This window comes from Paenibacillus sp. 2KB_20 (assembly GCF_052115765.1).
GTDB lineage: Bacteria > Bacillota > Bacilli > Paenibacillales > Paenibacillaceae > Paenibacillus_AQ.
Window position 1 is genome coordinate 22,628 of the sequence record NZ_JBFRHH010000006.1, and the last position, 22,448, is coordinate 45,075.

At 47.0% G+C, this 22,448-nt stretch carries 23 protein-coding genes and 1 pseudogene; 14 read left to right on the forward strand and 10 right to left on the reverse strand.

Features of this window, described 5'->3' with window-relative positions; translation table 11 throughout:
* The first annotated feature begins 161 nt into the window (after positions 1–161).
* Both AB4124_RS16965 and AB4124_RS16970 read left to right on the forward strand, forming a co-directional pair.
* The gene (locus AB4124_RS16965; protein ID WP_441973590.1) at positions 162–1,388 is read left to right on the forward strand and encodes a copper amine oxidase N-terminal domain-containing protein; all 1,227 of its coding nucleotides are present in this window, start codon (positions 162–164) and stop codon (positions 1,386–1,388) included.
* Positions 1,389–1,400: 12 nt separating this feature from the next.
* Positions 1,401–1,556 carry a hypothetical protein gene (locus AB4124_RS16970; RefSeq protein ID WP_256720436.1) on the forward strand — a complete coding sequence of 52 codons (156 nt, stop codon included), beginning with the start codon at positions 1,401–1,403 and terminating at the stop codon, positions 1,554–1,556.
* Positions 1,557–1,841: 285 nt separating this feature from the next.
* Here AB4124_RS16970 and AB4124_RS16975 read toward each other — a convergent pair whose 3' ends face one another.
* Positions 1,842–3,581: a sigma 54-interacting transcriptional regulator gene (locus AB4124_RS16975; RefSeq protein ID WP_076321474.1), complete on the reverse strand. Its 1,740-nt coding sequence runs from the start codon at positions 3,579–3,581 to the stop codon at positions 1,842–1,844.
* Positions 3,582–3,666: 85 nt separating this feature from the next.
* Positions 3,667–4,587 carry a proline dehydrogenase family protein gene (locus AB4124_RS16980; protein WP_076321473.1) on the reverse strand — a complete coding sequence of 307 codons (921 nt, stop codon included), beginning with the start codon at positions 4,585–4,587 and terminating at the stop codon, positions 3,667–3,669.
* A 191-nt stretch (positions 4,588–4,778) separates the two neighbouring features.
* Between AB4124_RS16980 and pruA the strand changes: the two genes are divergently transcribed.
* A complete protein-coding gene (gene pruA, locus AB4124_RS16985; RefSeq protein ID WP_441973591.1) occupies positions 4,779–6,326 on the forward strand; it encodes an L-glutamate gamma-semialdehyde dehydrogenase in 1,548 nt (515 codons plus the stop codon).
* 106 nt (positions 6,327–6,432) lie between these two features.
* Complete coding sequence (rpoN, locus tag AB4124_RS16990; protein WP_256720435.1) at positions 6,433–7,779, forward strand: RNA polymerase factor sigma-54; 1,347 nt, start codon at positions 6,433–6,435, stop codon at positions 7,777–7,779.
* A 309-nt stretch (positions 7,780–8,088) separates the two neighbouring features.
* Here rpoN and AB4124_RS16995 read toward each other — a convergent pair whose 3' ends face one another.
* A complete protein-coding gene (locus AB4124_RS16995; protein ID WP_441973592.1) occupies positions 8,089–9,243 on the reverse strand; it encodes a lyase family protein in 1,155 nt (384 codons plus the stop codon).
* A 381-nt stretch (positions 9,244–9,624) separates the two neighbouring features.
* Between AB4124_RS16995 and AB4124_RS17000 the strand changes: the two genes are divergently transcribed.
* The 4 genes from AB4124_RS17000 (at position 9,625) to AB4124_RS17015 (ending at position 11,955) form a co-directional block, all read left to right on the forward strand.
* The gene (locus tag AB4124_RS17000; protein WP_441973593.1) at positions 9,625–10,311 is read left to right on the forward strand and encodes an endonuclease/exonuclease/phosphatase family protein; all 687 of its coding nucleotides are present in this window, start codon (positions 9,625–9,627) and stop codon (positions 10,309–10,311) included.
* 269 nt (positions 10,312–10,580) lie between these two features.
* Positions 10,581–10,982 (forward strand): MarR family winged helix-turn-helix transcriptional regulator, encoded by a 402-nt coding sequence (locus tag AB4124_RS17005; RefSeq protein ID WP_256720491.1) that lies wholly within the window; start codon positions 10,581–10,583, stop codon positions 10,980–10,982.
* A gap of 27 nt (positions 10,983–11,009) precedes the next feature.
* Positions 11,010–11,648: a nitroreductase family protein gene (locus AB4124_RS17010; RefSeq protein ID WP_076321468.1), complete on the forward strand. Its 639-nt coding sequence runs from the start codon at positions 11,010–11,012 to the stop codon at positions 11,646–11,648.
* Between the two features lie 10 nt (positions 11,649–11,658).
* Positions 11,659–11,955, forward strand: coding sequence for a putative quinol monooxygenase (locus AB4124_RS17015; RefSeq protein ID WP_076322147.1), 297 nt, complete (start codon positions 11,659–11,661; stop codon positions 11,953–11,955).
* Between the two features lie 140 nt (positions 11,956–12,095).
* On the opposite strand, the pseudogene AB4124_RS17020 reads toward AB4124_RS17015, so the two are convergent.
* Positions 12,096–12,410, reverse strand: a pseudogene (locus AB4124_RS17020) (kanamycin nucleotidyltransferase C-terminal domain-containing protein); the annotation flags it as partial.
* Positions 12,411–12,615: 205 nt separating this feature from the next.
* On the opposite strand from AB4124_RS17020, the gene AB4124_RS17025 reads away from it, so the two are divergent.
* The 3 genes from AB4124_RS17025 (at position 12,616) to AB4124_RS17035 (ending at position 14,072) form a co-directional block, all read left to right on the forward strand.
* Positions 12,616–13,428 carry a GNAT family N-acetyltransferase gene (locus tag AB4124_RS17025; RefSeq protein WP_441973594.1) on the forward strand — a complete coding sequence of 271 codons (813 nt, stop codon included), beginning with the start codon at positions 12,616–12,618 and terminating at the stop codon, positions 13,426–13,428.
* A gap of 42 nt (positions 13,429–13,470) precedes the next feature.
* Positions 13,471–13,632, forward strand: a complete 162-nt coding sequence (locus tag AB4124_RS17030; protein WP_441973595.1) for a helix-turn-helix domain-containing protein — start codon at positions 13,471–13,473, stop codon at positions 13,630–13,632.
* A 131-nt stretch (positions 13,633–13,763) separates the two neighbouring features.
* Positions 13,764–14,072, forward strand: coding sequence for a hypothetical protein (locus tag AB4124_RS17035; RefSeq protein WP_441973596.1), 309 nt, complete (start codon positions 13,764–13,766; stop codon positions 14,070–14,072).
* A 162-nt stretch (positions 14,073–14,234) separates the two neighbouring features.
* Here the strand turns inward: AB4124_RS17035 and AB4124_RS17040 are convergent, their stop codons facing one another.
* From AB4124_RS17040 to AB4124_RS17055, 4 genes are all read right to left on the reverse strand, one after another.
* The gene (locus tag AB4124_RS17040) at positions 14,235–14,636 is read right to left on the reverse strand and encodes an ester cyclase (protein WP_441973597.1); all 402 of its coding nucleotides are present in this window, start codon (positions 14,634–14,636) and stop codon (positions 14,235–14,237) included.
* Positions 14,637–14,707: 71 nt separating this feature from the next.
* Positions 14,708–15,055, reverse strand: a complete 348-nt coding sequence (locus tag AB4124_RS17045) for an ester cyclase (RefSeq protein WP_441973598.1) — start codon at positions 15,053–15,055, stop codon at positions 14,708–14,710.
* Between the two features lie 98 nt (positions 15,056–15,153).
* A complete protein-coding gene (locus tag AB4124_RS17050; protein ID WP_441973599.1) occupies positions 15,154–15,750 on the reverse strand; it encodes a hypothetical protein in 597 nt (198 codons plus the stop codon).
* Between the two features lie 181 nt (positions 15,751–15,931).
* Positions 15,932–16,486: an NADPH-dependent FMN reductase gene (locus tag AB4124_RS17055; RefSeq protein ID WP_441973600.1), complete on the reverse strand. Its 555-nt coding sequence runs from the start codon at positions 16,484–16,486 to the stop codon at positions 15,932–15,934.
* A gap of 199 nt (positions 16,487–16,685) precedes the next feature.
* On the opposite strand from AB4124_RS17055, the gene AB4124_RS17060 reads away from it, so the two are divergent.
* Complete coding sequence (locus tag AB4124_RS17060; protein WP_441973601.1) at positions 16,686–17,450, forward strand: ArsR/SmtB family transcription factor; 765 nt, start codon at positions 16,686–16,688, stop codon at positions 17,448–17,450.
* Positions 17,451–17,896: 446 nt separating this feature from the next.
* Here the strand turns inward: AB4124_RS17060 and AB4124_RS17065 are convergent, their stop codons facing one another.
* Positions 17,897–18,976: a GntR family transcriptional regulator gene (locus tag AB4124_RS17065; protein WP_339265050.1), complete on the reverse strand. Its 1,080-nt coding sequence runs from the start codon at positions 18,974–18,976 to the stop codon at positions 17,897–17,899.
* A 327-nt stretch (positions 18,977–19,303) separates the two neighbouring features.
* Complete coding sequence (locus tag AB4124_RS17070; RefSeq protein ID WP_441973602.1) at positions 19,304–20,245, reverse strand: MTP-1 family protein; 942 nt, start codon at positions 20,243–20,245, stop codon at positions 19,304–19,306.
* A gap of 145 nt (positions 20,246–20,390) precedes the next feature.
* On the opposite strand from AB4124_RS17070, the gene AB4124_RS17075 reads away from it, so the two are divergent.
* Together AB4124_RS17075 and AB4124_RS17080 are read left to right on the forward strand one after the other, a co-directional pair.
* Positions 20,391–21,239, forward strand: coding sequence for an AraC family transcriptional regulator (locus tag AB4124_RS17075; RefSeq protein ID WP_441973603.1), 849 nt, complete (start codon positions 20,391–20,393; stop codon positions 21,237–21,239).
* A 286-nt stretch (positions 21,240–21,525) separates the two neighbouring features.
* A complete protein-coding gene (locus tag AB4124_RS17080; RefSeq protein ID WP_441973604.1) occupies positions 21,526–22,440 on the forward strand; it encodes an ABC transporter permease in 915 nt (304 codons plus the stop codon).
* Positions 22,441–22,448 lie beyond the last annotated feature (8 nt).

Consider the following 22,448-nt stretch of genomic DNA (forward strand, 5'->3'; position numbering starts at 1 on the left):
TGGAAACCGAAATTCCATATATAACTTGGAAGTATCAGAAGAACAACGACGCTTCGTTGCGTCGTTGTTCTTGTTACCAATTATTACATACCTTATAATCTCATAGTCGAACATTGCGTGCACAGTAAGGAAAATAAAAAAATAAGATGAGGAAGTCACACATGAGAAAATTGCTAGTATGCACGTTATCTATCATGCTATGTTTAGCTGCGTTTACCCCCGCTACCTACGCTTCTGAAGTCCGAGTATCCGTGGATGGCCGTGAAGTACAATTCCCAGATGAACACCCATACGTCGATCAAAAAACCAACCTTACGATGGTTCCACTTGCTTTTGTATCCGACAAGCTCGGAGCCACTACGAAATGGAACGGAAAATTAAAACAAATCACGATCTTGCTTAACCGTGACATCATTAAATTGATGATTGGCGATAATCATGCACTGGTGAATGGAAAAAGAGTAGATTTTGAAGGGTCGGCGGTGCTCAAAAACGGTCGCACGATGGTTCCGCTTCGCTTTATTAGTGAAGCCTTGCATGCAATTGTGGATTGGCAGCCTTCACTCAATCTGGTGAGCGTCATGACCTCAGTGGCTCGTGCTCCGAAAGGAACATGGATATGGGATAGCAACATCCTGAAACAGGATCAAGATAAAATTATAAGTTTTGCAAGAATAAAAGGGTTAACGGATATTTACCTTCAGGTTGATAGAGACATAGATCCAGCAATATATGAGGGTTTTATTCGAAAAGCGAAGAGCGAAGGAATTCAAGTGGAGGCACTTGAGGGTCGTCCCGAATGGGCCTATAGGTCTAAGCAGGAGGATATTCAAAAATTTATAGCGTGGGTTAAAGCCTATAACGCCGCTGTTGGCCCGGAAGCAAGCTTTTCGGGATTGCATTTCGATATTGAACCTTATGCGCTAAGTGAATGGACGAAGGACAATAAGACGATTCTTGAAAGCTGGATGGACAATTTGAGACTGATCGAGAAAGAAACCAAAGGGAGCGGCTTGAAAATTGCGATCGACGTTCCGTTTTGGCTAAATACGATTAATGTACCGGGGAAGGATTACAGTATGAGCGCATGGATGCTAGAGAAGTTCGATTGCCTAGTCATCATGAATTATCGGAATTATGCGTTAGGCAACAATGGAATTGTGAAGAATGCGCAGGCCATACTGAGAGAAGCCTCCACGTTGAAGAAGAAAGTTGTTGTTGCTGTAGAAACGCTCGAAAGCAAAGAGGGGCCACGGGTCTCATTCTATTCCATGAGCAGCGAAGTGATGGAAAAAGAGTTGCAGTCCGCCCATAATCAATTGGCGCACTACACAAGCTATGCCGGCTTCGCCATTCACGATTTCAAAAGCTGGAAGGACATGAAATAAGAAGCTGCTTTTTTGCCTCTGGACAGATTATCGATCCCATCGTCGGAGATGTGGTGGTCGAACCGGTACGGCTTGCAAGTCGGCGTAGCATCCAGCGCAATTTTTATAGCGATTGCTGCTGCCGGTTTGTATGGACTACAGAAACGAAAGCTTGAGATCCGTGATTAGCCTGTCAGAGGTTGAAATAACAAATAATGACAAGCTAGAGAAATAGAGTTTATTTAGCTAACTGGATACGGTAGTTGAACCATGATAAAGAGGCGGCTGATCAAACGATCAGCTGCCTTTCGTTTTTGGGAAATAATGAACAGAGCAATACGATGGAAGTCAGCAAGAAAAGCAAGGTACAAGCGTGTATGATTCATAATTGGATGATAATTCCATTATGTATGCAATTTTAGACATTCAAAATTGAAGTGTCCAAAATATTAGACATCGTCCATCCAACTAGCTTCACAGTTTCAGCCGTTTGAGCTTATTGTAGAGCGTAGCCCGCGAAATGCCGAGCTGCTTCGCCAGCGTGTACTTGTTCCCGTTGACCGCTTCAAGCGCTTCACGCATTAGGTTCCGCTCGTACTCGTCAAGCCTAGCCTGGTATGAAGCACCGTTGATGGGTGCGGTGCTTGGACCAACATCCTCTCCCAGCTGCGGACTCTTATCGCCGGAATAAATATGGTCTGGCAAATATTCGCGCCGAATCTCTCCTTCGGTAGAGAAGATGACGAGCCGCTCAATGGTGTTGCGCAGCTCGCGGATGTTGCCAGGCCAATCGTAATGAAGCAAATCCTCGAATACCTCCGGCGTAAACGAATGGATATGGCGGCCATAAACGAGCGAGAATTCGTGAAGAAAGGACTGTGTCAGCTCGTAAATATCTTCTTTGCGGGCACGTAAGGGGGGAACCTCCAAAGTTACGACGTTTAGCCGGTAATATAGGTCCTCGCGAAAGCTACCGTCATCAATCATCCGCTTCAAATCACGGTTTGTGGCCGCGATAATCCGGCAGTCGGCCTGCAGCAACTTCGTGCCGCCGACCGGGAAGTAACTCCGTTCTTGGAGCACGCGCAGCAGCTTGACTTGAAGATCAAGAGGCATTTCTCCGATCTCGTCAAGGAATAGGGTGCCGCCGCGGGCCAGTTCGATCTTCCCTTTTTTCCCTTTCGGGTCTGCACCTGAGAAAGCGCCCCGTTCATAGCCAAATAATTCGCTCTCGAACAGTGCGGCTGGTATGGCTCCGCAATTGATTGCAATGAAGGGGGCGTTCATCGACTCGCGGGACTCGTGGATCGCCTTCGCGAATAATTCTTTTCCGGTACCGCTCTCACCCAGGATAAGCACCGTCGCTTTCGTCGAACTGATCTTCTTGATCGTTTCGATACTGTGTTTAATCGCGCGGCTCGTTCCCTTGATATGCTGAAATGGGTCTGCCGCAGGGTTCAGCAGGGCCACTTCCTTCTGAAGATGATGGACCTTGCTTGTCATCTGCAGCAGCTCTTGATGCAGCCGCATTTGGGTGGTCAGGTCTGATTCCGCCGCAACGGCGCCGATAATCCGATCCTCGAGAGTAACCGGATTCGAATTAATTAGGACGAACAGGTCGTGCCGCGGCCGATGCTGCATTTTATAGGCGGGCTGGCCGGTTTCGAGCGTGCGAAGAGACTGCAGACGATCGACGGGAAAGAAATCCGAAGCAGGCTTGCCGATGATATCGTCTTTCGGAATGGAGAATATATGCTCCGCTCCTGACGTCCAGACGGCTACACATCCTTCCTCGTCAATCAGCGTAATGGCAACGTCCGGGTCCAAGGTACCCAGCGTTGTTGCAAAATAAGCCTCCAGCACCCGGTGAGCCTGCACCACCGCATCCATAACATCCTGTGCGGAAAGGTAACCGACAGCCTTGCCGTCGTTAAGAACGATCGCCAATGAACAAGAGTTGAAGGCAGCAGAGACTTTCGTTAACGGATCATCTGTGTTTACTGTCTTGACGTTGATCAGGATATCTTGAACATTCAGAATGGTTTCGGCTGCCGATACAGGCAGCAGTGCATATTGACCGGACTCATCCCTGACAAAAACAGGGGTGAACTCGGCAGCCATCCGTGCACCCCGGATGGCTACAAGGTCGGTCAGATCTACAATTATGCAGTCCGTGCGGATGAAATGCTCCACGTCCGGCAATAGATGCTTCATTCGATTGCCCCCTATTTTATGGGAAATGTAAATGCTTACAATCTGGTACTAGGGCCATTATACCGGGCCTGTTTTCCAGTGTAAATCATTTGAACATATTTTTGACGACCATCCATAGATTAGCAGGCTTTTCTGCCAGCCGTCGGGTGTAGTACGGGTACCACATGCTGCCGTAGGGCATATAGCAGCGGATTCGGTGGCCTTCCTTCGCCAATTGCGCCTGGTCGTTCATTCGCAGGCCGTACAACATCTGGAATTCGTAGGCATCGTTCGAGATGCCGTTCTTAAGAGCATATCCCTTGACCCAATCGATGATGCGATCATCATGCGAGGCAATGGCGGTGTACACGCCTTGGTCAAGGTGCATTTGAATGAGGTCTTTGAAGTTATCGATGACTTCGCTCATTTGCTGATAGGCAACGGATGCCGGCTCCTTGTACGCTCCTTTTACGAGACGGAGGTTTACACCAGCTTCAATCAATCGCTTCACATCTTCGCGTGAACGCAGCAAGTAGGCTTGAATCACAGTCCCGACATTGGTTAATCCCTCCCCGTGAAGGCGAAGAACGATATCGATTGTCGCTTGTGTAAAGGGGGAATCCTCCATATCGATCCGTACGAAATTGTTATCTTGTTCAGCTTGGATGACGATGTCCCGAATGTTGCTATAGCATGCTTCCGGATCAAGGGCCAAGCCCATCTGCGTTGGCTTCAGTGATACGTTGGAGTTCATCTTCCGCATGGCGATCCCATTAATTAAGCGTATATATTCCTCTCTGTAGCCTGCAGCTTCCGATAACTGTGTGATTCCCTCCCCCAGATGATCCAATGTGACGATGATCCCTTTCTCGTTCAACCTCTGAATTTCATCCAACGCTTCCTCCAAGCTGTTACCTGCAATGAATTTAGCTGCTAATTTACGGCCGTACCGAAGGGCAAGATGCTCGACCAGTTTATTGCCGGAAACTGATAATAATACTTTTCGATAGAGTTCAGTACTATCCACGGTTGATTTCTCCTTTCAGGCTGTCATTGCTCGTGCAATGAATCTTTACCAGGTTTAACTGCAAGCAAAAATCGTTCCAGACGAAAGAAACAAGCACAGTTGGCACGATAATTGCTTATTATCCAAGAGGACCGGTGGAATAGGGTTTGACGATTCTACCCAAATCACACGAAAAAGGGTGGGTAATAATTATGAGAACTGAATTCAGGAACGAGTCGTTTGTTAACTTTAAGGATGAGCGTAACAATGCGGAATATGACCGCGTACTTGAGCAGACGGAGGCAGGACTTGGCAAAGAGTATCCGCTAATCATCGGAGGTGAGCGCATCATGACTGAGCACATAGCCGTCTCCATTAACCCTGCGAATAAAGCTCAGGTGGTCGGTATCGTATCTCAGGCGAATGTACAATATGCGGAGCAGGCAATGCAGGCGGCTGCAGCTGCATTTGAGACTTGGAAGCGGACTGATCCGAATGAGCGTGCACGTTATTTATTCCGGGCAGCAGCTATTTTGCGCCGGCGCAGAGATGAATTTTCTGCCTTGATGACATTTGAGGCTGGGAAGACCCGGATAGAAGCGGATGTTGAAACGGCGGAGGCGATCGATTTCCTGGAGTTCTATGGACGCGAGATACAGCGGCTTTGCCAGCCGCAGCCATTAACGGTTAGCCAGGAAGAAGAGAATGAGCTGTATTATCTGCCTTTAGGCGTCGGTGTCATCATTCCGCCATGGAACTTTCCATTGGCCATTATGGCAGGCATGACGATGGCTGCCGTTGTATCCGGGAATACCGTCGTCCTTAAACCGGCCAGTCCAACACCTGTCATCGCTGCCAAATTTATGGCACTGCTCGAAGAGGTGGGGTTGCCGTCAGGCGTCGTCAACTTCGTTCCTGGACCGGGTGGAGAGGTCGGCGATTACCTTGTTGACCACCCACTGACCCGTTTCGTCAGCTTTACAGGCTCCCGCGATGTTGGACTCCGCATCAATGAACGGGCGGCCAAGACGCAGCCTGGGCAAAAATGGATCAAACGTGTCATTGCGGAAATGGGCGGCAAAGATGCGATCATCGTTGATCAGGATGCAGACCTCGATCTGGCGGTGGACGCTATAACGCTGTCCGCCTTCGGTTTCTCCGGGCAGAAGTGTTCGGCTTGTTCCAGGGCTATCGTCCATGAGAAAGTCTACGACATCGTGCTGCAGCGTGTAGTGGAGCGGGCAAGTCAGCTGGTAATGGGTGTCCCGGCAGCCGCCGCAACCGATGTAGGTCCTGTTATTGATGAAAAGGCATACCTTAAAATTCAGGAGTATATCGAAATCGGAAAACAGGAAGGACGCCTGGTCCTTGGTGGCGGCACAGGAGATCCGAACGGATTCTTCATCGAACCGACGATTTTCGCGGATGTAGACCCGAATGCCCGGATTTCGCGGGAAGAAATATTCGGTCCGGTAGTTACATTCACGAAGGCGAAAACCTTTGATGAGGCGGTGGCGTATGCCAACAATACGGATTATGGCTTGACCGGTGCCGTCATTTCTCGTAGCGGGCCGAATCTGGAGAAGGCAAGACGCGAACTTTTCGTTGGCAATCTGTATTTCAATCGCAAATGCACTGGCGCCTTGGTCGGAACGCATCCGTTCGGCGGATTTAATATGTCAGGCACGGATTCAAAAGCCGGCGGTCGGGATTATTTGCTGTTGTTTACGCAGGCAAAGCTGGTAGCTGAGCGCTTCTAGCAGGATGAACATCAAAACGCTCAACATATATAGTCTAAAATATTAGACACGAAATCATGATGTTCATTTCGAATGTTTTTGAGTATAGTCAAGAGGGAACAGTATATTGATTGAAGAGAGCCTGCGGGAGGAGGAGAATCTGTTGCTGGGCTATCAATTAGTGCAAGACCAAAGCACGAAGCTGGCAATAACTCCTGAACTGAAGCAATCGATTCATATATTAACCATGTCCGCCGAAGACCTGGTCCGGTATTTACAGGAGCAGGAAGCTGAAAACCCGGTCCTTGAACTCGAATTCAGACGGGATTACGACGCTTATGGCTACAGGAGAAGGGCCACAATCAGCAATGGGTACGAGATGGACCCATTACGGAACGCAAGGCAGTTGCAGGACACGTTGGAGTCAAGGCTTAGGAGCCAACTGCGTATGCTCCCCTTGCCAAGGGAGGTATACCGAATTGCGGCATTTATGGCGGGGAATCTAAGGGATGACGGATATCTGGATATCCCGATCACCGAAATCAGAAGGAAGCTTGACGTATCAGAAGAGCTTATTCGGACCGCCCATGAGGCATTGCAATCGTTAGAGCCTGCCGGTGTCGGCTGCGGAGATTTGAGTGAATGCCTGCTGCTGCAGATTATTAGAGATCCGGCGGCCGCTCCGTATGCGTATGAAGTTGCAGACCGATATATGTCGGAGCTGGCATACGGGAAGCTGGAGAAGATCGCAATGGCTTTGAACATACCCATGGAGACGGCAAGGACGGCATCGGAATATATTCGCGGATTGAATCCTCGTCCGGGGCTGGCGTATGCCTCATTAGAGCCAGAGTATATCGTTCCGGATGCGATCGTCGAATACTATGAGGGTGGCTTCATAGTGTCGATCCATCCGGAAAATCTCCCCAAGCTCTCCATTAACAACTCCTCCCGAGAATGGGTTAAGTTGCGGGGATCAGCCGAAGCAACTTCGTATTTGAGCAGCTGCGTCCGATCTGCCCGTTGGCTGGTTCGGAGCTTGGCGAAGAGGAACCGGACGCTGATGAGGGTCGTCAATGCCATTATGGAGGAGCAGCGACAGTTTCTGGTTGAAGGAATCAAGGGAATTGCACCGATGAAGATGAATACGATATCCACCAAACTGGACCTGCATGAATCGACCGTTAGCCGGGCGGTGAACGGTAAATTCGTACTTACGCCGCATGGTGTGCTCCCTCTGAAATATTTTTTCTCCGCTAGACTATCGACGACGGGCGGTAGCGGTGTATCCTCCCGGAGTGTTAAAGCCCGAATCAAGGAGCTTATCGACGCCGAAAATAAAAACATTCCCTATTCGGACCAGCATATGGCGGATATGCTGCGAGCGGAGGGAATCCGGCTGTCTCGCAGAACGGTTGCGAAGTATCGGGAACAAATGCAGATTATGCCCTCCTCATTCCGCAAGCGCAGATAGAAAAGGGTGTCTCGGATAGGTTTCCGAGACACCCTTACTTGGGTCCGCCAAGCATGGGCGATAACTTGGAGATGAAAATCTGTATATAGCCGTAAGCGCGATATTACAGCGTTCGATTACAAATGAAAAGCTCGCATAGGCAGGATATTATGACTTTCCTGCGCAGTACGAGCGCATGCGTAACTTGCACTTAAGCGATTGAACCGCCGATACCGAACTTACGTACGGTGGTGTGGAAGGTCGGCTACTCAACTATTAGTAGCCTCCTATTCGATTTTCAATACTTCTGAGGCGGTGCGTCATTTTCCTTCAGTCGGCTGTTGTATCGGCATCATTCTGCTCTCGTGTCAGCGAACTTGCAAACGATCCGATTCCCTTCATCATAATGTCAAGCGACTCCATTAAATGGTAGAGGATTACCGGAGGAACGGTGTCGTCATCAGGCATCCCGGCTTCCTCGGCGAGGTTGATGATATGGTCATATCCAATAACCTGCATACAGATCTGATGCAAAAATCCAGCCGATTCATAGTAAATGCGGTTCGGCGGATTCATATCCTTCTCACTCATAAAGGCGTTCCGAATATCGCAGCATAGCTTGAACAGATTAACAGCCAATGTTTTCAGAACCGATGAAAGGTCTGCATAGGCGCTTTTGCTGCCGGAAGAAGAATCTTGGTAGTGACTTGCTGCAAAATAATCAGTACGGGTAATTTGCCTTAAGTAAGAGACGGTTCTCTCCGTTAATTCGCAATACGAATGTGGCATGGCAGCATCCGGTGCGGAATCGATCCGGATGCTCTTTAATCGGGAGGCGGCTTCCGTGAGCGGCGTCGCATCGAGCTGCAGCTGCTTCGCGGATTCCCTGAAAGAACGGATCAGTCGTGTCGACACCATCATAACAGAATCCGCGGAATCGGCCGGGCGTTGTCCCTCAAGAAGTTCTTTTGCCATCCATAATCGATACTTTAATCCCTCGATGGCTGTGATTAACTTGTGCGAAGATTGATGGGCGGCGACATTTAGCGTAGTCGAAATGATCCAATCGGCTGTATGGGGGCCGTTCACGTGAATGTCTGGATCAACCACTGCATAGTTTCCTTTATCCTCAAGCATCAGCTCCAGTGCCCGGTTGGCAAGCACCTCGTTCATATTCACATTCAGGATATTGCTTGAAGAACCATGGATATAATCTGTAATAAATTGCTCCGAATGCTTTCCCTCCATGATTTCATCCGTCGCCTTCATAATGAGATTTCCGATTCGCTCCGGCACGATGCTATGCTCTATGCCTGCACGTACGGTAGCGCTTTTGACGGAAGCCAAAGCCTTAATAAATTCGCTATGGACGCGAGCGTTCACAGTGGGATATTCTCCGGCAGCGCGCATCGTCTCCACACCGTAGTATGCATGGGAGGGCACGTTGACCTCTCCATTCTTGTCCCGCTCAATTCTTAACATCATCAACTCATCCCTTTCGAAAATGTTGTGTCGTCATTTCCTTATAGGGATAATAAGCAATTTTCGTGCCATCAAGATGGGATTCTAGACGAGTCCTTCTCTGAAACCTTAATCTTTGGCTGAAGAAGTCAGAGTGGAGTTGATTAAGTACCAGGAGCTTCACCACACTTTAGCTTATCCTGCCGCGACTTCATATGCGTATCTCCTTGCATGCGTTATTAACATTAATTGGGACTTATGAATATTTACATTTTGTGAAAAAATAACAAAGGGTTCCAGGGCTAAGCCTGCTGTTAGATTTCATCGCTTCATCTGATCATTAACTTTTATATCCATTGTAAACTACACGAAGGTCAGATAGATAAAATGGAAAAGGTGATTCATATGGATAACAACAACAATCTGAAAGTGATGTCCTACAGCATACGGCACGGAAAAGGATTAGATGGGAAAGCAAGTTTGAGCCGCATAGCGGAAGTGATCACAAAAGTCCAACCGGATATTGTTGCATTGCAAGGGGTGGACCGTTTTCTGCCCCGAAGCGGCTTTCGAGATCAGCTGAAAAGGCTGGCTAAACAGCTCGGGATGCACGCTTGTTTCTCTCCTAGCGTTAATCTCATTATTTTTCAATATGGAAACGCTATTTTAAGCCACTATCCGATAATTTCAAAAGAAATTCAGTATATTGGCGGGTCTAAAGAGAGAAGGAGCATCTTAATGGTAAAACTGCAAATCAATGAAGACGTGGTTACAGTAGTAAATACGCATCTGGGGGTACATATGAGGGAACGGATAAAACAGAACCCAATTCTTTGGAGTGTTTTAGAGAAACTGGAACAACCGACGATCCTGGCCGGGGACTTTAATATGGAGATGGATGATCCTTTCATGAAACGGTTGAACGCCCGATGGAAAAAAGTCACGCTTCAGAACAACCTGCCTACCATGGAAAATGGTAAGGAGATCGATCACATCTTCGTAAACATGCCGACAGAACTGGCCACAGCCAGGGTTATTCCTTACGACGCGTCGGATCATTATCCGGTCATTGCAGAACTTCGCTGGCAGTAAGAGATTGGGATGATCTGTCATAAAGACTTTGTGTTTTATCCACGAAGAAATGAACCTCATCCAGGTGTAGAAGCTAAGTAATTAAAATTACTGAATAGACCGATGAAGTTCCCTGAACGGAATCTTTGTCGGTCTTATTTTCTGCAAGGGGACTTGATTTTCTGTAAATAAAGATATATGATTGATCCATCAATTATTGATGAGTCAATGAATTGAAGGAGGTATTTATCATCTCTACATGTCATACAGAAGACCTGCTGTACTTGCTAATGCATTTAAACAAGCATATAGCGACCCGGTTTGAACGATGTGCTGGAGTTAGTCCCAATCGGCTCGAACTCTTATGCAAACTGACGGGTGGCCAAATTAGCCAATCGGATCTGCAGAAGGCAGTGTCTATTGATCCTGCTGCGGTGACCCGACATGTTCAGCAGTTGGAAGCGGAAGGAATGCTTCTGCGAACCAGATGTGAGAATGACAACCGGATTACGTTAGTTCAGCTAACCGAAGAAGGCAAGAGAAAAGTAGCAACGTTTAGAGCGGAGAAAGATCGATTTATGGAGGCCCTGCAGGCAGACCTTACAGAATCAGAACGACTTGCGTTTGTTCAAGTGCTGCAGAAGCTGAACAGCCAGATTCAACAGATGAAAGAATCTAGTAAGACCAATTAACTTATAGAGATTAAAGGAGAGACTATCATGACTGTAACATCCCTAATCAATGATTATAAAGAAATAATTACCTCCCGTCGCTCTGTGCGTGTGTACGATCCAGCGGTTAAAATCAGCCGTGAGGAAATGACTGAGATTTTGGAAGAAGCAACTTTGGCACCATCTTCCGTTAATCTTCAGCCTTGGAGATTTCTTGTCGTTGATAGCCCAGAAGGTAAAGCGACGCTTGAAGAGCTTGCACCAGGTAACAAAACACAAGTTACAACTTCCTCTGCAGTCATTGCCGTTTTCGGAGATATGAACGCATTTGATAATGCTGACGAAATTATGGGTACCGCTGTGGAAAGAGGCTATTTGCCGCAAGAGATTAAAGATCAACTGATGGCTAACTATACTGATCTTTTTGCACGTATACCAGCACAAGCTTTTCGCGAAATGATTCTTATTGATAGCGGCTTGGTATCCATGCAGCTCATGCTTTCTGCTCGTGCCCGTGGATATGATACAAACCCGATTGGCGGATATGACAAATCCCGAATTGCGGAAGCATTTGGTATGGAAAAGGAACGTTATGTACCGGTTATGCTCATATCTGTAGGTAAAGCTGCTAAAGAGGCACGTAGAACAACTCGTCTGCCTATTGACCGCATTGCGGAGTGGAAGTGAGGTTATGACTATGATTATTATTCATGCAGAAATGAAAGTAAACCGTGAAGTAGAAGCGGAATTTCTGGAGTCCGTACAAGAACTTATTGCGTCATCCCGCGCGGAGGCAGGAAATGTGTCGTATAAACTCCTAAAGGATACAGATCAGGATGACACATATGTGATGGTTGAACAATGGAAAGATGAAGAAGCAGTAGGGGCTCACAATGCAAGCAGCCATTTTCAGGCGTTCGTAGCTAATGCTCCAAAATACTTGACAGCTCCGTTACAGGTTCAAGCTCTTACAGGTCAGCCTATTAGAAAATAATTAAAGATCTAAAGTCAAAAAAAGGTCGATCCCAGAGGATTGACCTTTTTTTGCGCCAGTTATGATCGAAGAGATATTCCTATACCCTTATAAAAGCGAGCTTTGGAGAGCCTACATCATAAGTACATTTAAAATGCGAATCAGAATGGAAATCGTTTAGAATGGATTGAGTAGTTATGTTCGGTTGCCCATTTCACAATGCCATTCCAGAAATTTTCACAGGCTGAAACAACACTAGAAGGATATGCTAATTCTCCAGACATAACCATTCGCAGAACATTGTCGAATCCTTCTGGACGACCAGGCAGTTTCAAGGCTTCCGGTAGAACCATGGAGCCAGTAGAGTAAAGCTTTTGGTTGTGTAACCCGACTAACATAGCTCCATATTGGGCAAATTCCACTGCCAAATAAGGCAAATAGGTATGAGGTCCATTTAGACTTACATTTCTTAGTTTTCTAGAATGAGCGATACGATCAACATTTGTCATTATTAGTATTCCCAATACGCAGTTAAACAGGAATGCATGAACGAACAGAAGGTGTATCATTGAACCAGTTCGACTCTGTCACTGAATTCGAATCATTTTATATAAACAGAGTATGAGTACATGTCGATAACACGGGTCACGGTTATAGGTGTCTAGAAGTGAGAAACGGAGAGTGTATAGTTTTGACTACAACCGCGCCTTCGGCGGTGATAAGTTCCTTCAAAGCCTGACAATCTGTGAAATCGAAGACGGAACGATCATCGGTGCGATCTGGCCGGGGCATTATCGAATTATTTATTGTTTTACCGGGCCTGATTACGTTCACCTGGAAGATGAAATATTCGCCTGGGCTGAAAGACACTACTGCGGTCTGTCGCTTGAAGATCGGAGTGGATTGGAAGTTTATATTTGGGGTTATGTCGAGGATCATCCCCGAGTAGAGACGCTGAAGGCAAGGGGATACGAGCAGCATACATGGTACATGTATTCCGGGGTAATCGATTTGGAAACTGCGAATCACGAGCCTCGTTTTCCCGAGGGGTTCAAGGTTCGTCCGATTAAGACGGGTAATATTGAGCAAAAGGTTATGATCATGAGCGATTCAGCAGGGTTGACTGCGCCGGATATGAATATTTACCGGCGTTTGATGTCCTGTCCAACGTACAGTCAGGATTTCGACTTGGTTATACTAGACGAGGCGAATACAGTCGTCGGCTTTGCAAATATCTGGCCCGACCGCGAGAACAACATCGCGATTATCGAACCGTTCGGAACGGCTCCGACGCATCGAAGAAGGGGATTGGCGACAAACCTCTTATACAAGTGTATGCGCCGCTTGAAAGAAGTCGGCGTCAGCAAGCTCTACATTAATCATGGGGGGATGTGGACGCTGGAACCTGAACCGGATGACGCGATGCGCGTCTGCACGAGGGTTGGCTTTCAAGAACTTGGAAATATGTTTGTATGGTGTAAGTCATTCTCATGAACTCTTAATAAACAGTTCCAGGAAACATGCGGACATACAGCAATGGGTTATTTGTTTTCACATCGTTTGAAAGTTGCCTGTGATCTTTTAACTCATACCGGTATGAAGCTTGATGAAATTGCACGCGCTACCGGATTTGAGTATGTCACTTACTTTATCAATCAGTTTACGGTTAAAAAAAGGCATATCACCGACAAAGTATAGGAACATCACTCGCAAGTTCGCCACGACCCAATAGGTTGCTTAGTCGGAGTCATCCAACTCAATTGACAGAGACCAGCTTAACAATTAATGTATTGGAGGATACAAGGTCATTTTATTTTTGGAGGATATTTATGAATCAACGTTATCGAATTACGAGATCCATGCAACCAAACTCAAGTGGTCAAGAGATTTCATTGGAAGAATGCCAAGCTTATTTTTCATCCAAAGCTGATTTTACTTATCAGACGGTGCTGACTGTGAAAGGGGAGGAAAGCACTATGTCTATAGAAGGGGATTTCTTTATGTGGAAACAGGGAGAAGCCCTTATTCCATTCAGACACTATATGGGGGAGTTGTATGTAGCCGTCTCCCATCAAGAAATCGTACCCCTCATGATCGAAATTGCAACTGATCTTTGGGCAGATATCGTGGAAGGGTAATGTCTTTATTGCCGATTAGATGAATATCTAACTAGATGAGAAGCGTCCCAAAACAAAGGGCAAGTAGTAAGGCTCTAATTCTGCCTCTATGATCTTTCATTACAACATACAACCGACCCAGTTTTGGGTCGGTTGTATGTGAAGCGTTGTATTTTACGGAAGTTAGTTGCCCCGAATTTGGCTCCACATGGACACCATGTCGATCCAGCCCCGATGCTCGGCGATCTTGCCGTCCACAACGCGATATTGACGGTAAAGCGTGACATCAATCGTATTGCCCGTGGGCGCGGTTCCAAAGAACATACCTTGATGTGTGCCTTTCACAGTCATTCTCACGAGCACCTTATCCCCTTGACCGATGATCTCTTCCACGGTGTAGCGTTTATCGGGAAATGCCTCCAAGATCGTTGCAGCGAATTTTTTTAGCCCTTCCTTGGATTGATAAGAGAGCTCTTGATAATCGTCGGTCAGAAATCGATCCACAGACTCCAATTCACTGTGATTCCAAAATGCCTCGATAAATTGGTTTACCGTCTCCACATTGGTTTGTTCCAACGTTTTCATACTTAAACATCTCCTTATGAATGGGTTATTAGGAATTGACTTAACGACGAAATGCCGTTCTTGATAGGCGGTTATTGAGCTTGGATCTGAGGCAAAAGCGTGGCCGTATCGAACCAGCCGCGGTGATCAGCGATGTTCCCGTCGATGACGCGAAATTCGCGGAACTGTGTTGCCTTCACGGTTCTGCCTGTAGGTGCATTTCCTGCAAAATGGCCAGCATGCACAGCCGTCATGAAGATTCTAGCGATGACCTTCTCGCCTTGGGTCAGAATTTCCTCCACGGTAAACCGCCGATCCGTAAATGCCTCTACGATTTGCGGTTCAAAGAATTGATCGGTCTTCTCCAACATGCTCTGATTCGCAATGTCCTTGATAAACGCGGTCACCGCTGCTGCATTTCTTTGTTCCATCGTTTTCATACAAAACAGCTCCTTTTTTATTGTTTGTTGAAATCAGTTGTACTGGGTCAAAACAAATTAGATTTTATCCATGAATAGGGACAATGGAATGCAATCGGCTAAATTTGATTTCCAACGATTCCTGCATTGAGCACGGAGATCGGAGAGGCTGGATTTTCTCGATGAAGTCGTTCAAAGAAAATATCCGGCCAACGATGGTTAACATCTTGAGTAGACGTACCCCCTTCTGTAATGGAATCACCAAAGGCGGCAATGACTCGAAAATGCTCATCTTGTGATAAAACCTCCATACCCGAAAGCCAGTAGTATGAATGAATCTTCTTTCGAAAAAAATCCGCGTTGCTATCGTCGGTATGGTTTCCCTCGGCAACATAAGTGGACCTAGGAGGCGAAAAATGCCATGTTGAGGTAGGGGGCGACTCAGGTACATAAACGCTGACGGTTACGTCAACATGTTCCTTTGCTTGGAGATCGACAGGATCCGTATATATTTCTTTTCCTGCAGGGATAACTATGGTGAGTTGGCCATTCAAGGCAACTTGCCGACCGGTTCCGGGAACGATTTCCCCGTTTTTTGCGGATAAAGCTGCCGTCACTGTGCCGAATACCGCAGGCTTGGAACCGTAAAGATTGGAAAACTTCAGCCGGATCTTGGAACCAAAGGCATGCGGATGTATAATCATTCGAATTATCAAGAAGAAACATCTCCTTCGGAAATAGGTTACCATTTGGTAACCTAATGGTGATAAGAAAAACGTCTATCGACGTACTTTCAAAGAATACAGACCGCTTTTAGCTGTAGTTTTTCTTGCGAGATAAGGATGTTAAACCGCGGAAGTTTATACTTTCTGATCTCTTAAAAAAAGGCTTGTGCTGTTAGTTTGCTGCCACAGCTGCTGTTGCTGTAAGCTTACGGGTGAGATCCACGAAACTGCCCACCGCATCTCGAACCCTGTCTCTCATTCCCTCATCTATCGGAGCCCCGCCGGGACCGAATGTATTCGATCCATATCCGATCGAAATCCACTGCGAACAGTTAATACCGTGCAAATTACGTACAATAGTCTGCAAATGCGAGAGCGAGCTTACTCCGAGCGGACCACCTGCGGAACTTACGGAAAGCACTGCCTTGCCGGCAACCTGGCTTCCGGTAATAAAGTCCAAGGCATTTTTAAGAGCTCCTGATACTGATCCATGGTATTCCGGGGTAGCAAGAACCAAACCGTCCCCATCTGTAATTGCCTCCAAGACCTGCTTAACATTGGGATGAAAATCCCAGTTATCAGGTGAAAAAAGCGGCAGCTGCAGCTCCGATAAATCGACAAAGGTGACCGGAATTTGCTGGGTTTTCAAAAGGCTTTCAATGTACTTGAGAAGATACGTGCTTGTGGCGTTTGCGCGGTTGCTTCCCGCAATCAACGTTATTTTCATCTTCAACATCACCTTTCATTTTTAAAAAAGTTGGTTGTGGGCAGATGGATTTGTATGTCGCCGGCTGACAAACAGGTCCGTTTGTGATAAAATGTGACCATTAGGTAACTTGTTGTGTTTTATGATACGTTACCAAATAGTAACGTGTCAAGAGATTCAAACGAATTTATTTCAAATCGACAGAAAGGGGGTGTTTCGATTGGAGAATGACACTTTCAAAGCACTTGCGGATCCCAGCCGCCGTAAGCTTTTGGACCTGCTTCACGCTTCAGACGGACAGACGCTGAACGATCTCTGCGCGCCACTAGACATGTCCCGGTTCGGCGTCATGAAGCATCTGAATATATTGGAGGAAGCCGGGCTCATTACCACGAGAAAAGTTGGACGGGAAAAATTGCACTATTTGAATTCGGTGCCCATACGTCAAATTTATGAGCGGTGGGTGAGTAAATACGCCGAACCATGGGCCGCCCAGTTAACATCTCTTCAAAATGAAATGGAGCGTGATACGAATATGGATAAGAATCTCCGGAATATAAACCAGATAGCGATTAAAGCAAAGCCTGAACAAGTGTGGCAAGCTCTCACGGATCCGACCAAAACGTCGAAGTTTTGGTTCAACTGCGCCATCCGAACCACCTGGGAAATCGAATCTCCATTCGAACTATGGAACGGGGAAGAGAAGAAAGCGGAAGGAATCATTCTGGAACTTGATCCTCCGAATAAGCTCGTGATGAGTTGGCGTTTTACTTCGTTTCCGGGCACGGAGAGTGACACCCCGTCGCGCATTACGTGGGAGATCGATTCGCATGCCGAACTTCATGGCGTGACGCTCGTAACCGTTATACATGATGAATTCGAACAGGCGATGAGCACTGCAAAAATTCTTGAAAACGGGTTGCCGATTGTTCTTTCAGGTATGAAGACGTTGCTTGAAACCGGAGAGACGCTCGCTGACCACTAAAAATCCAGCATACTATTGGCTCAATGTGTTTTCTGATGAAAGACCGGATGGTTATGATGCGGAGGGATATACCATCATAAGTACAGAGTTTCTCATGATGTTAAATCTGGATAGCTGGCCTATTGAAACAGAAAAGAAAACAAGATCATCAAGTGTGTCAAAACCGAGGAGGAAGCTCGACGTATCAATCATTTTTTCGATAGAACGGTTATCGATCTAGAGAAATTTGTTGGTAGATGCGATCAAGGAATCGGAGGTGTCGAATCCGTTAGCGTCAAATAGTACAGAATTTGTATCAAGAGGATAGGCGTGGAGGATTATGGATAGGGGCTGATCCATGATCTTTTGAAATTACAATGGACCTATTTCTTTAGCATGTTTTGCGGCATTATGACCGGCAATGGATACCAGCATATCCTGGAATCCAATGCCTTTTTAGCTTTGTTTTAACCTTGGACTATCTTGATCGTGTCACGTATGACCAAGCTTGTAGGCAGCATGACTTTCTTATTGCCGTAAGATGAGCCTTCGGTAATTTCGAGCAGCAGCTTGGCACTCTCATAGCCTAGGACGTCGAAATATTGCTTCACGGTGCTCAAGGCCACCTTGGCAAATTTGGAGCTCTCGAAATCATCAAAGCCCATTAGGGATACTTGTTCGGGGATACGTATGTCAAGTGCGGTGAGCTGTTCGATTACCTCAAGGGCCCGCTTGTCGTTCGCGCAGAATAGCGCGGTCAGCTCTCCGTCTTGGATAAGGCGCGCAAGCGCAGCATAGTCCAGTTCCTTATCCAGGAACAAGAGCGAATCGGGTATAGGAAGGGACGCATTCGACATGGCATTGCAATAACCGTTATATCTGTCGACTTCCGGGCTCAGATGATAATCGTAAGCCGCGAATCCAATTCGTCGATGTCCTTGCTGGATCAAGTATTCAACAGCTTCGTAAGCACCGTCATGGTTGTTACAGGTGACAACGTTGACTGGATAGCTGGAAGGGGAGCGATCCAGCATAACAAACGGAATCGATTTTTTGCGAACCTCTCCGAGATAGCCCTTTGCAGCTTCGGGATCAGAGGAATAGATGAGTAATCCTCTTAGCTCCGTTTGAATGAGCCCCAGAACGAGCTCACGTTCCTGTTCGAAGTCGTTCTCCACGAATTCGATGATCAGCTTGCAGCCATGCTGGCCTAGAAGTGACTGAATGCCTCTCATGATCTGCATATACGAACTGTCGTACAGGTCGATGCCGGAGATGACGAAGGCCACCAGATTGGAGGTCTTCTCCGAGACGGCTACTTGGCTGGCGACAAAGCTTCCCTTACCTCGGACGCGGTAAATCACGCCCTCGTTCACCAGCTCTGACAGCGCTTTACGCACAGTGATGGAGCTGACATCCAGCAGTTTGGAAAATTCCGACTCGCTAGGAATCCGATCGTCCTTCGTAAATTCCTGATTCTCGATCTGGGATAAGACATAGTCTTTTACCATCTGGTACTTTGGAAGAGCCAAGTCCTTCTTGTTCAAGTAAGTTCACCTCGTATCAACATTTCCTCAATTATAACGCACACCGCTTTAAAAAGTATACGTACTTGAAACACATCTCGTTAAAGATTTTGTCGAATAGGTGAGAAATGTTCAGAAATTAAACAAAAAAGGAGCGAAATGATATAAAAGGTTTGAATTTCGCGGAGGTCTGTATTACGATGGGGTCAAATAAGGTATGTGTTTTGATTTACTTATCATAATAACTTCGAAGCGGACACCTTGGAAAAAAATGAATGGTACTATACCATGAATCGGACATAAAAAGGAGCCGCCGGGGAATTCAGCAGCTCCATCATGGAATTACAACTATAAGGTTACAATGGCGCCTTCCTTCTCGAACGGGTAGTCAATGGCGATGCGCGCCGCTTCGGTATCGCCGATGCCGCTGTACAGATTGACCTTGCCGTCGGGACGCATTTCGATGCCGGCGGTGAACGCGCAGTCGGTCAGATGCGGCTTCTTGGCGGGGCCATCCGGATAAGAAGGGCGGGTGCCGATGATTTTCAAATCCGAGAATTGATTCGTCTGCGGGTCCAATACGAAGGCCATGTTCATATAGGTCGATCTATCTTCTTGAGCGTAGCAGATATGGCCGATGACGCCGACCTTTCCGCTCTCGAGCAAGTAGGCCTGGTTGCAGCCGCCCCACTCGTCCTTGCTGAATAATCCGCGGATATAAGGGGCGTTCTCGATGACTTCCGGAGACAATTCGTCCAGGCTGTCGATGACGGTGAATCCCACCAAGGATTCGCTGCCGAATTCCTTGCGAACCCCTTCGCCGCGCGGCCTGGAGAAGACGCCGATCCTCCCGTCCTGTAGCTCTACGAGCCGAATATCCTTCATATAATTCGGACCGGTCGTGAAGTAGAAGAGATCATGAAGATCGCTGCCTTTGTAGAAATAACCGTAGAATGTATCGAGGAGTCCCTGCTTGTAACGGACATGCGTGCCGCCCAATACGAGCTGTTTGTTGATCATGCTAATATAAGGATCTTCTAGCTGATAAATCATCGTATTCGGCACGGCTGTCCACTGGTCCGGACCGCTCTGCTCGAACAGGCGAACCCAGGACCTCGCCCACTCATGGCGTTTTTCCACGCGTCCGTAAATGTAGCGCTTGCCGTTCCATTCGAACGGAATGGAAGGATTGTAGACATCGAAGCCTTCGACTCCGCGGAAGACAAGCTTGGCGCTTTCATAAATGCGTTTGTTTACTTCGAATTGTTGACGCAGTTCTAATAAGTTCATTCGTGGCAAATCTCCTTTCAGGCTGCAGTAACAACTCTATCCTAATCGAAAGTCTTGCTCTCAATCTTGCTCTATTTTTGAATGCATTATGGTGTTTTGACATCGGAGGAACTAGTCAATATACAAACAAGGAGGGATATCGCATATGTTGAAGCTTCTTGCGGCAGACGGCATTGATTCTGAAATTCAGGCCCACTATCGGCTGATCGCTTCGGTGCGCGATACGATCGGCATGCATACGCACGACTTCTTTGAATTGTTTCTTATTCTGAAAGGAAGTGTTGTGCATGTCATTAACGGCAAAAGGCAGCCGCTGCAGGAAAATACACTCGTGTTCATACGGGACCGGGACGTTCATTACTATGAGCAGACGACGGATAGCGATTGCCAGTTCATCAATTTGTCGTTCCATCGCAAGGTCCTGGATGACCTCATAGCTTTCTTGGGAGAAGGGTTCCCAAGCGAAAGACTGCTTGGGCCAGCCATGCCGCCGTCGACCTTGCTGTCCAAAACGGAGAAGGAATATGTGCGATACCGGCTGTACCAGCTCAGTCTGATTCCGCAGGAGAAGAAGCTGGCCGTCAAAGCGGAGGTAAGAGTCATTTTGAGCGACCTGTTCTCCAGGTATATCAAGGCTGACGCGGATTCGATTGATCTTACCGGACAACCGGAATGGTTTAAGTCCCTATGCCGAGAAGCGAAAAAGAAAGAGCACTTCACGCGGGGAACGGCTGCGCTTGTCCAGCTGTCGGGCAAATCGCATGCCTATGTATGCAGAATGTTCAGGGAGCATCTCGGAATGTCCCCAACCCAGTTCATTAACGAATTGAGAATGTCCTATGCCGAGAATTTGCTGCTAAACACGGATATGGACATCGTGGAGATCAGCCTTGAGATCGGACTTGACAACGTCAGCTACTTTTACGACTTATTCAAGCGGAGGCATAACCTAACGCCGCATCGATATCGTCAGTTCGGGATAATTCAGAGATAGTATGCTAATTACCGATGAATACATCAGTATTTTTATTTGTTGACGATGAAGTTAGTATGTGTTAATTTCTACTTAGCATAACAAGTTGTAAGGCATCACGATGATCATATCTATAGGGGACGGTTGCCGGAAGCAAATGCGTTTTCGACGAACGTTAGGATACAGTCTGGGGGTGAAATTGAATGCGCTTACATAAAAAACGAACCAAATGGCCAGACTCATGCGACCTGGAGTAATAGCACCAGCCGCATTGATCACAACATGTTAACAGTCAGGAGGTGTTCCTTTGAAGACAACCAATAACAGGCTGGTGGCCAGAATCGTCAAGCACCGCTATCTCTACCTTATGGTGCTTCCCGGCTTTCTGACGCTGTTAATCTTTCACTATTTTCCGATGTACGGAATATTAATCGCTTTCAAAGATTTCAACGCTTCCAAGGGGATATGGGGAAGCGAGTGGGTAGGGATAAAATACTTCACTTCTTTTTTTAACGATCCGATGGCGTTCAGGGTATTAAAGAATACTTTGCTTCTCGGTTTGTATACTTTATTTTGGTCATTTCCGGCGCCGATTATATTGGCTCTGTTGTTTAATGAATTGAAAAACAAGGGCTTTAAGAAGCTTGTGCAAACGGTTTCTTATTTCCCGCATTTTATTTCGGTTGTCATTGTTGCGGGGATGCTTAAGGAATTTACGGCGAGAGACGGTTTGTTTAACCATATTGTCAGCTTTTTCGGCGGAGATCCGATCATGTTTCTTCTCGAACCTGACTTTTTTCGGACTATCTTCATCTCTTCCGGCATATGGCAGGGCGTCGGGTTCGGCACGATCATCTACCTTGCTGCATTAAGCGGAATAGATCCTACGCTGTATGACGTAGCCGAGGTAGACGGCGCAGGCCGATGGAAGAAGGTGTTGCACATCACATGGCCGTCGCTTAAGCCGACCACAATCATTTTGCTGATTTTCGCCGTCGGAGGAATCCTCGGGAGCGATTTCCAGAAGATCATTCTGCTCTATTCGCCTGAGACTTACGAAGTAGCAGATGTCATCGGATCCTATGTTTATCGTCAAGGTATACTGGGCGCACAATACGAGTACACGACGGCCATCGGATTATTCATGTCGGTTATTTCCTTTACGATCCTTTACTTGACCAATTGGTTAAGCCGGAAAGTATCAGAGACGAGTTTGTTCTAGGTGGTGGG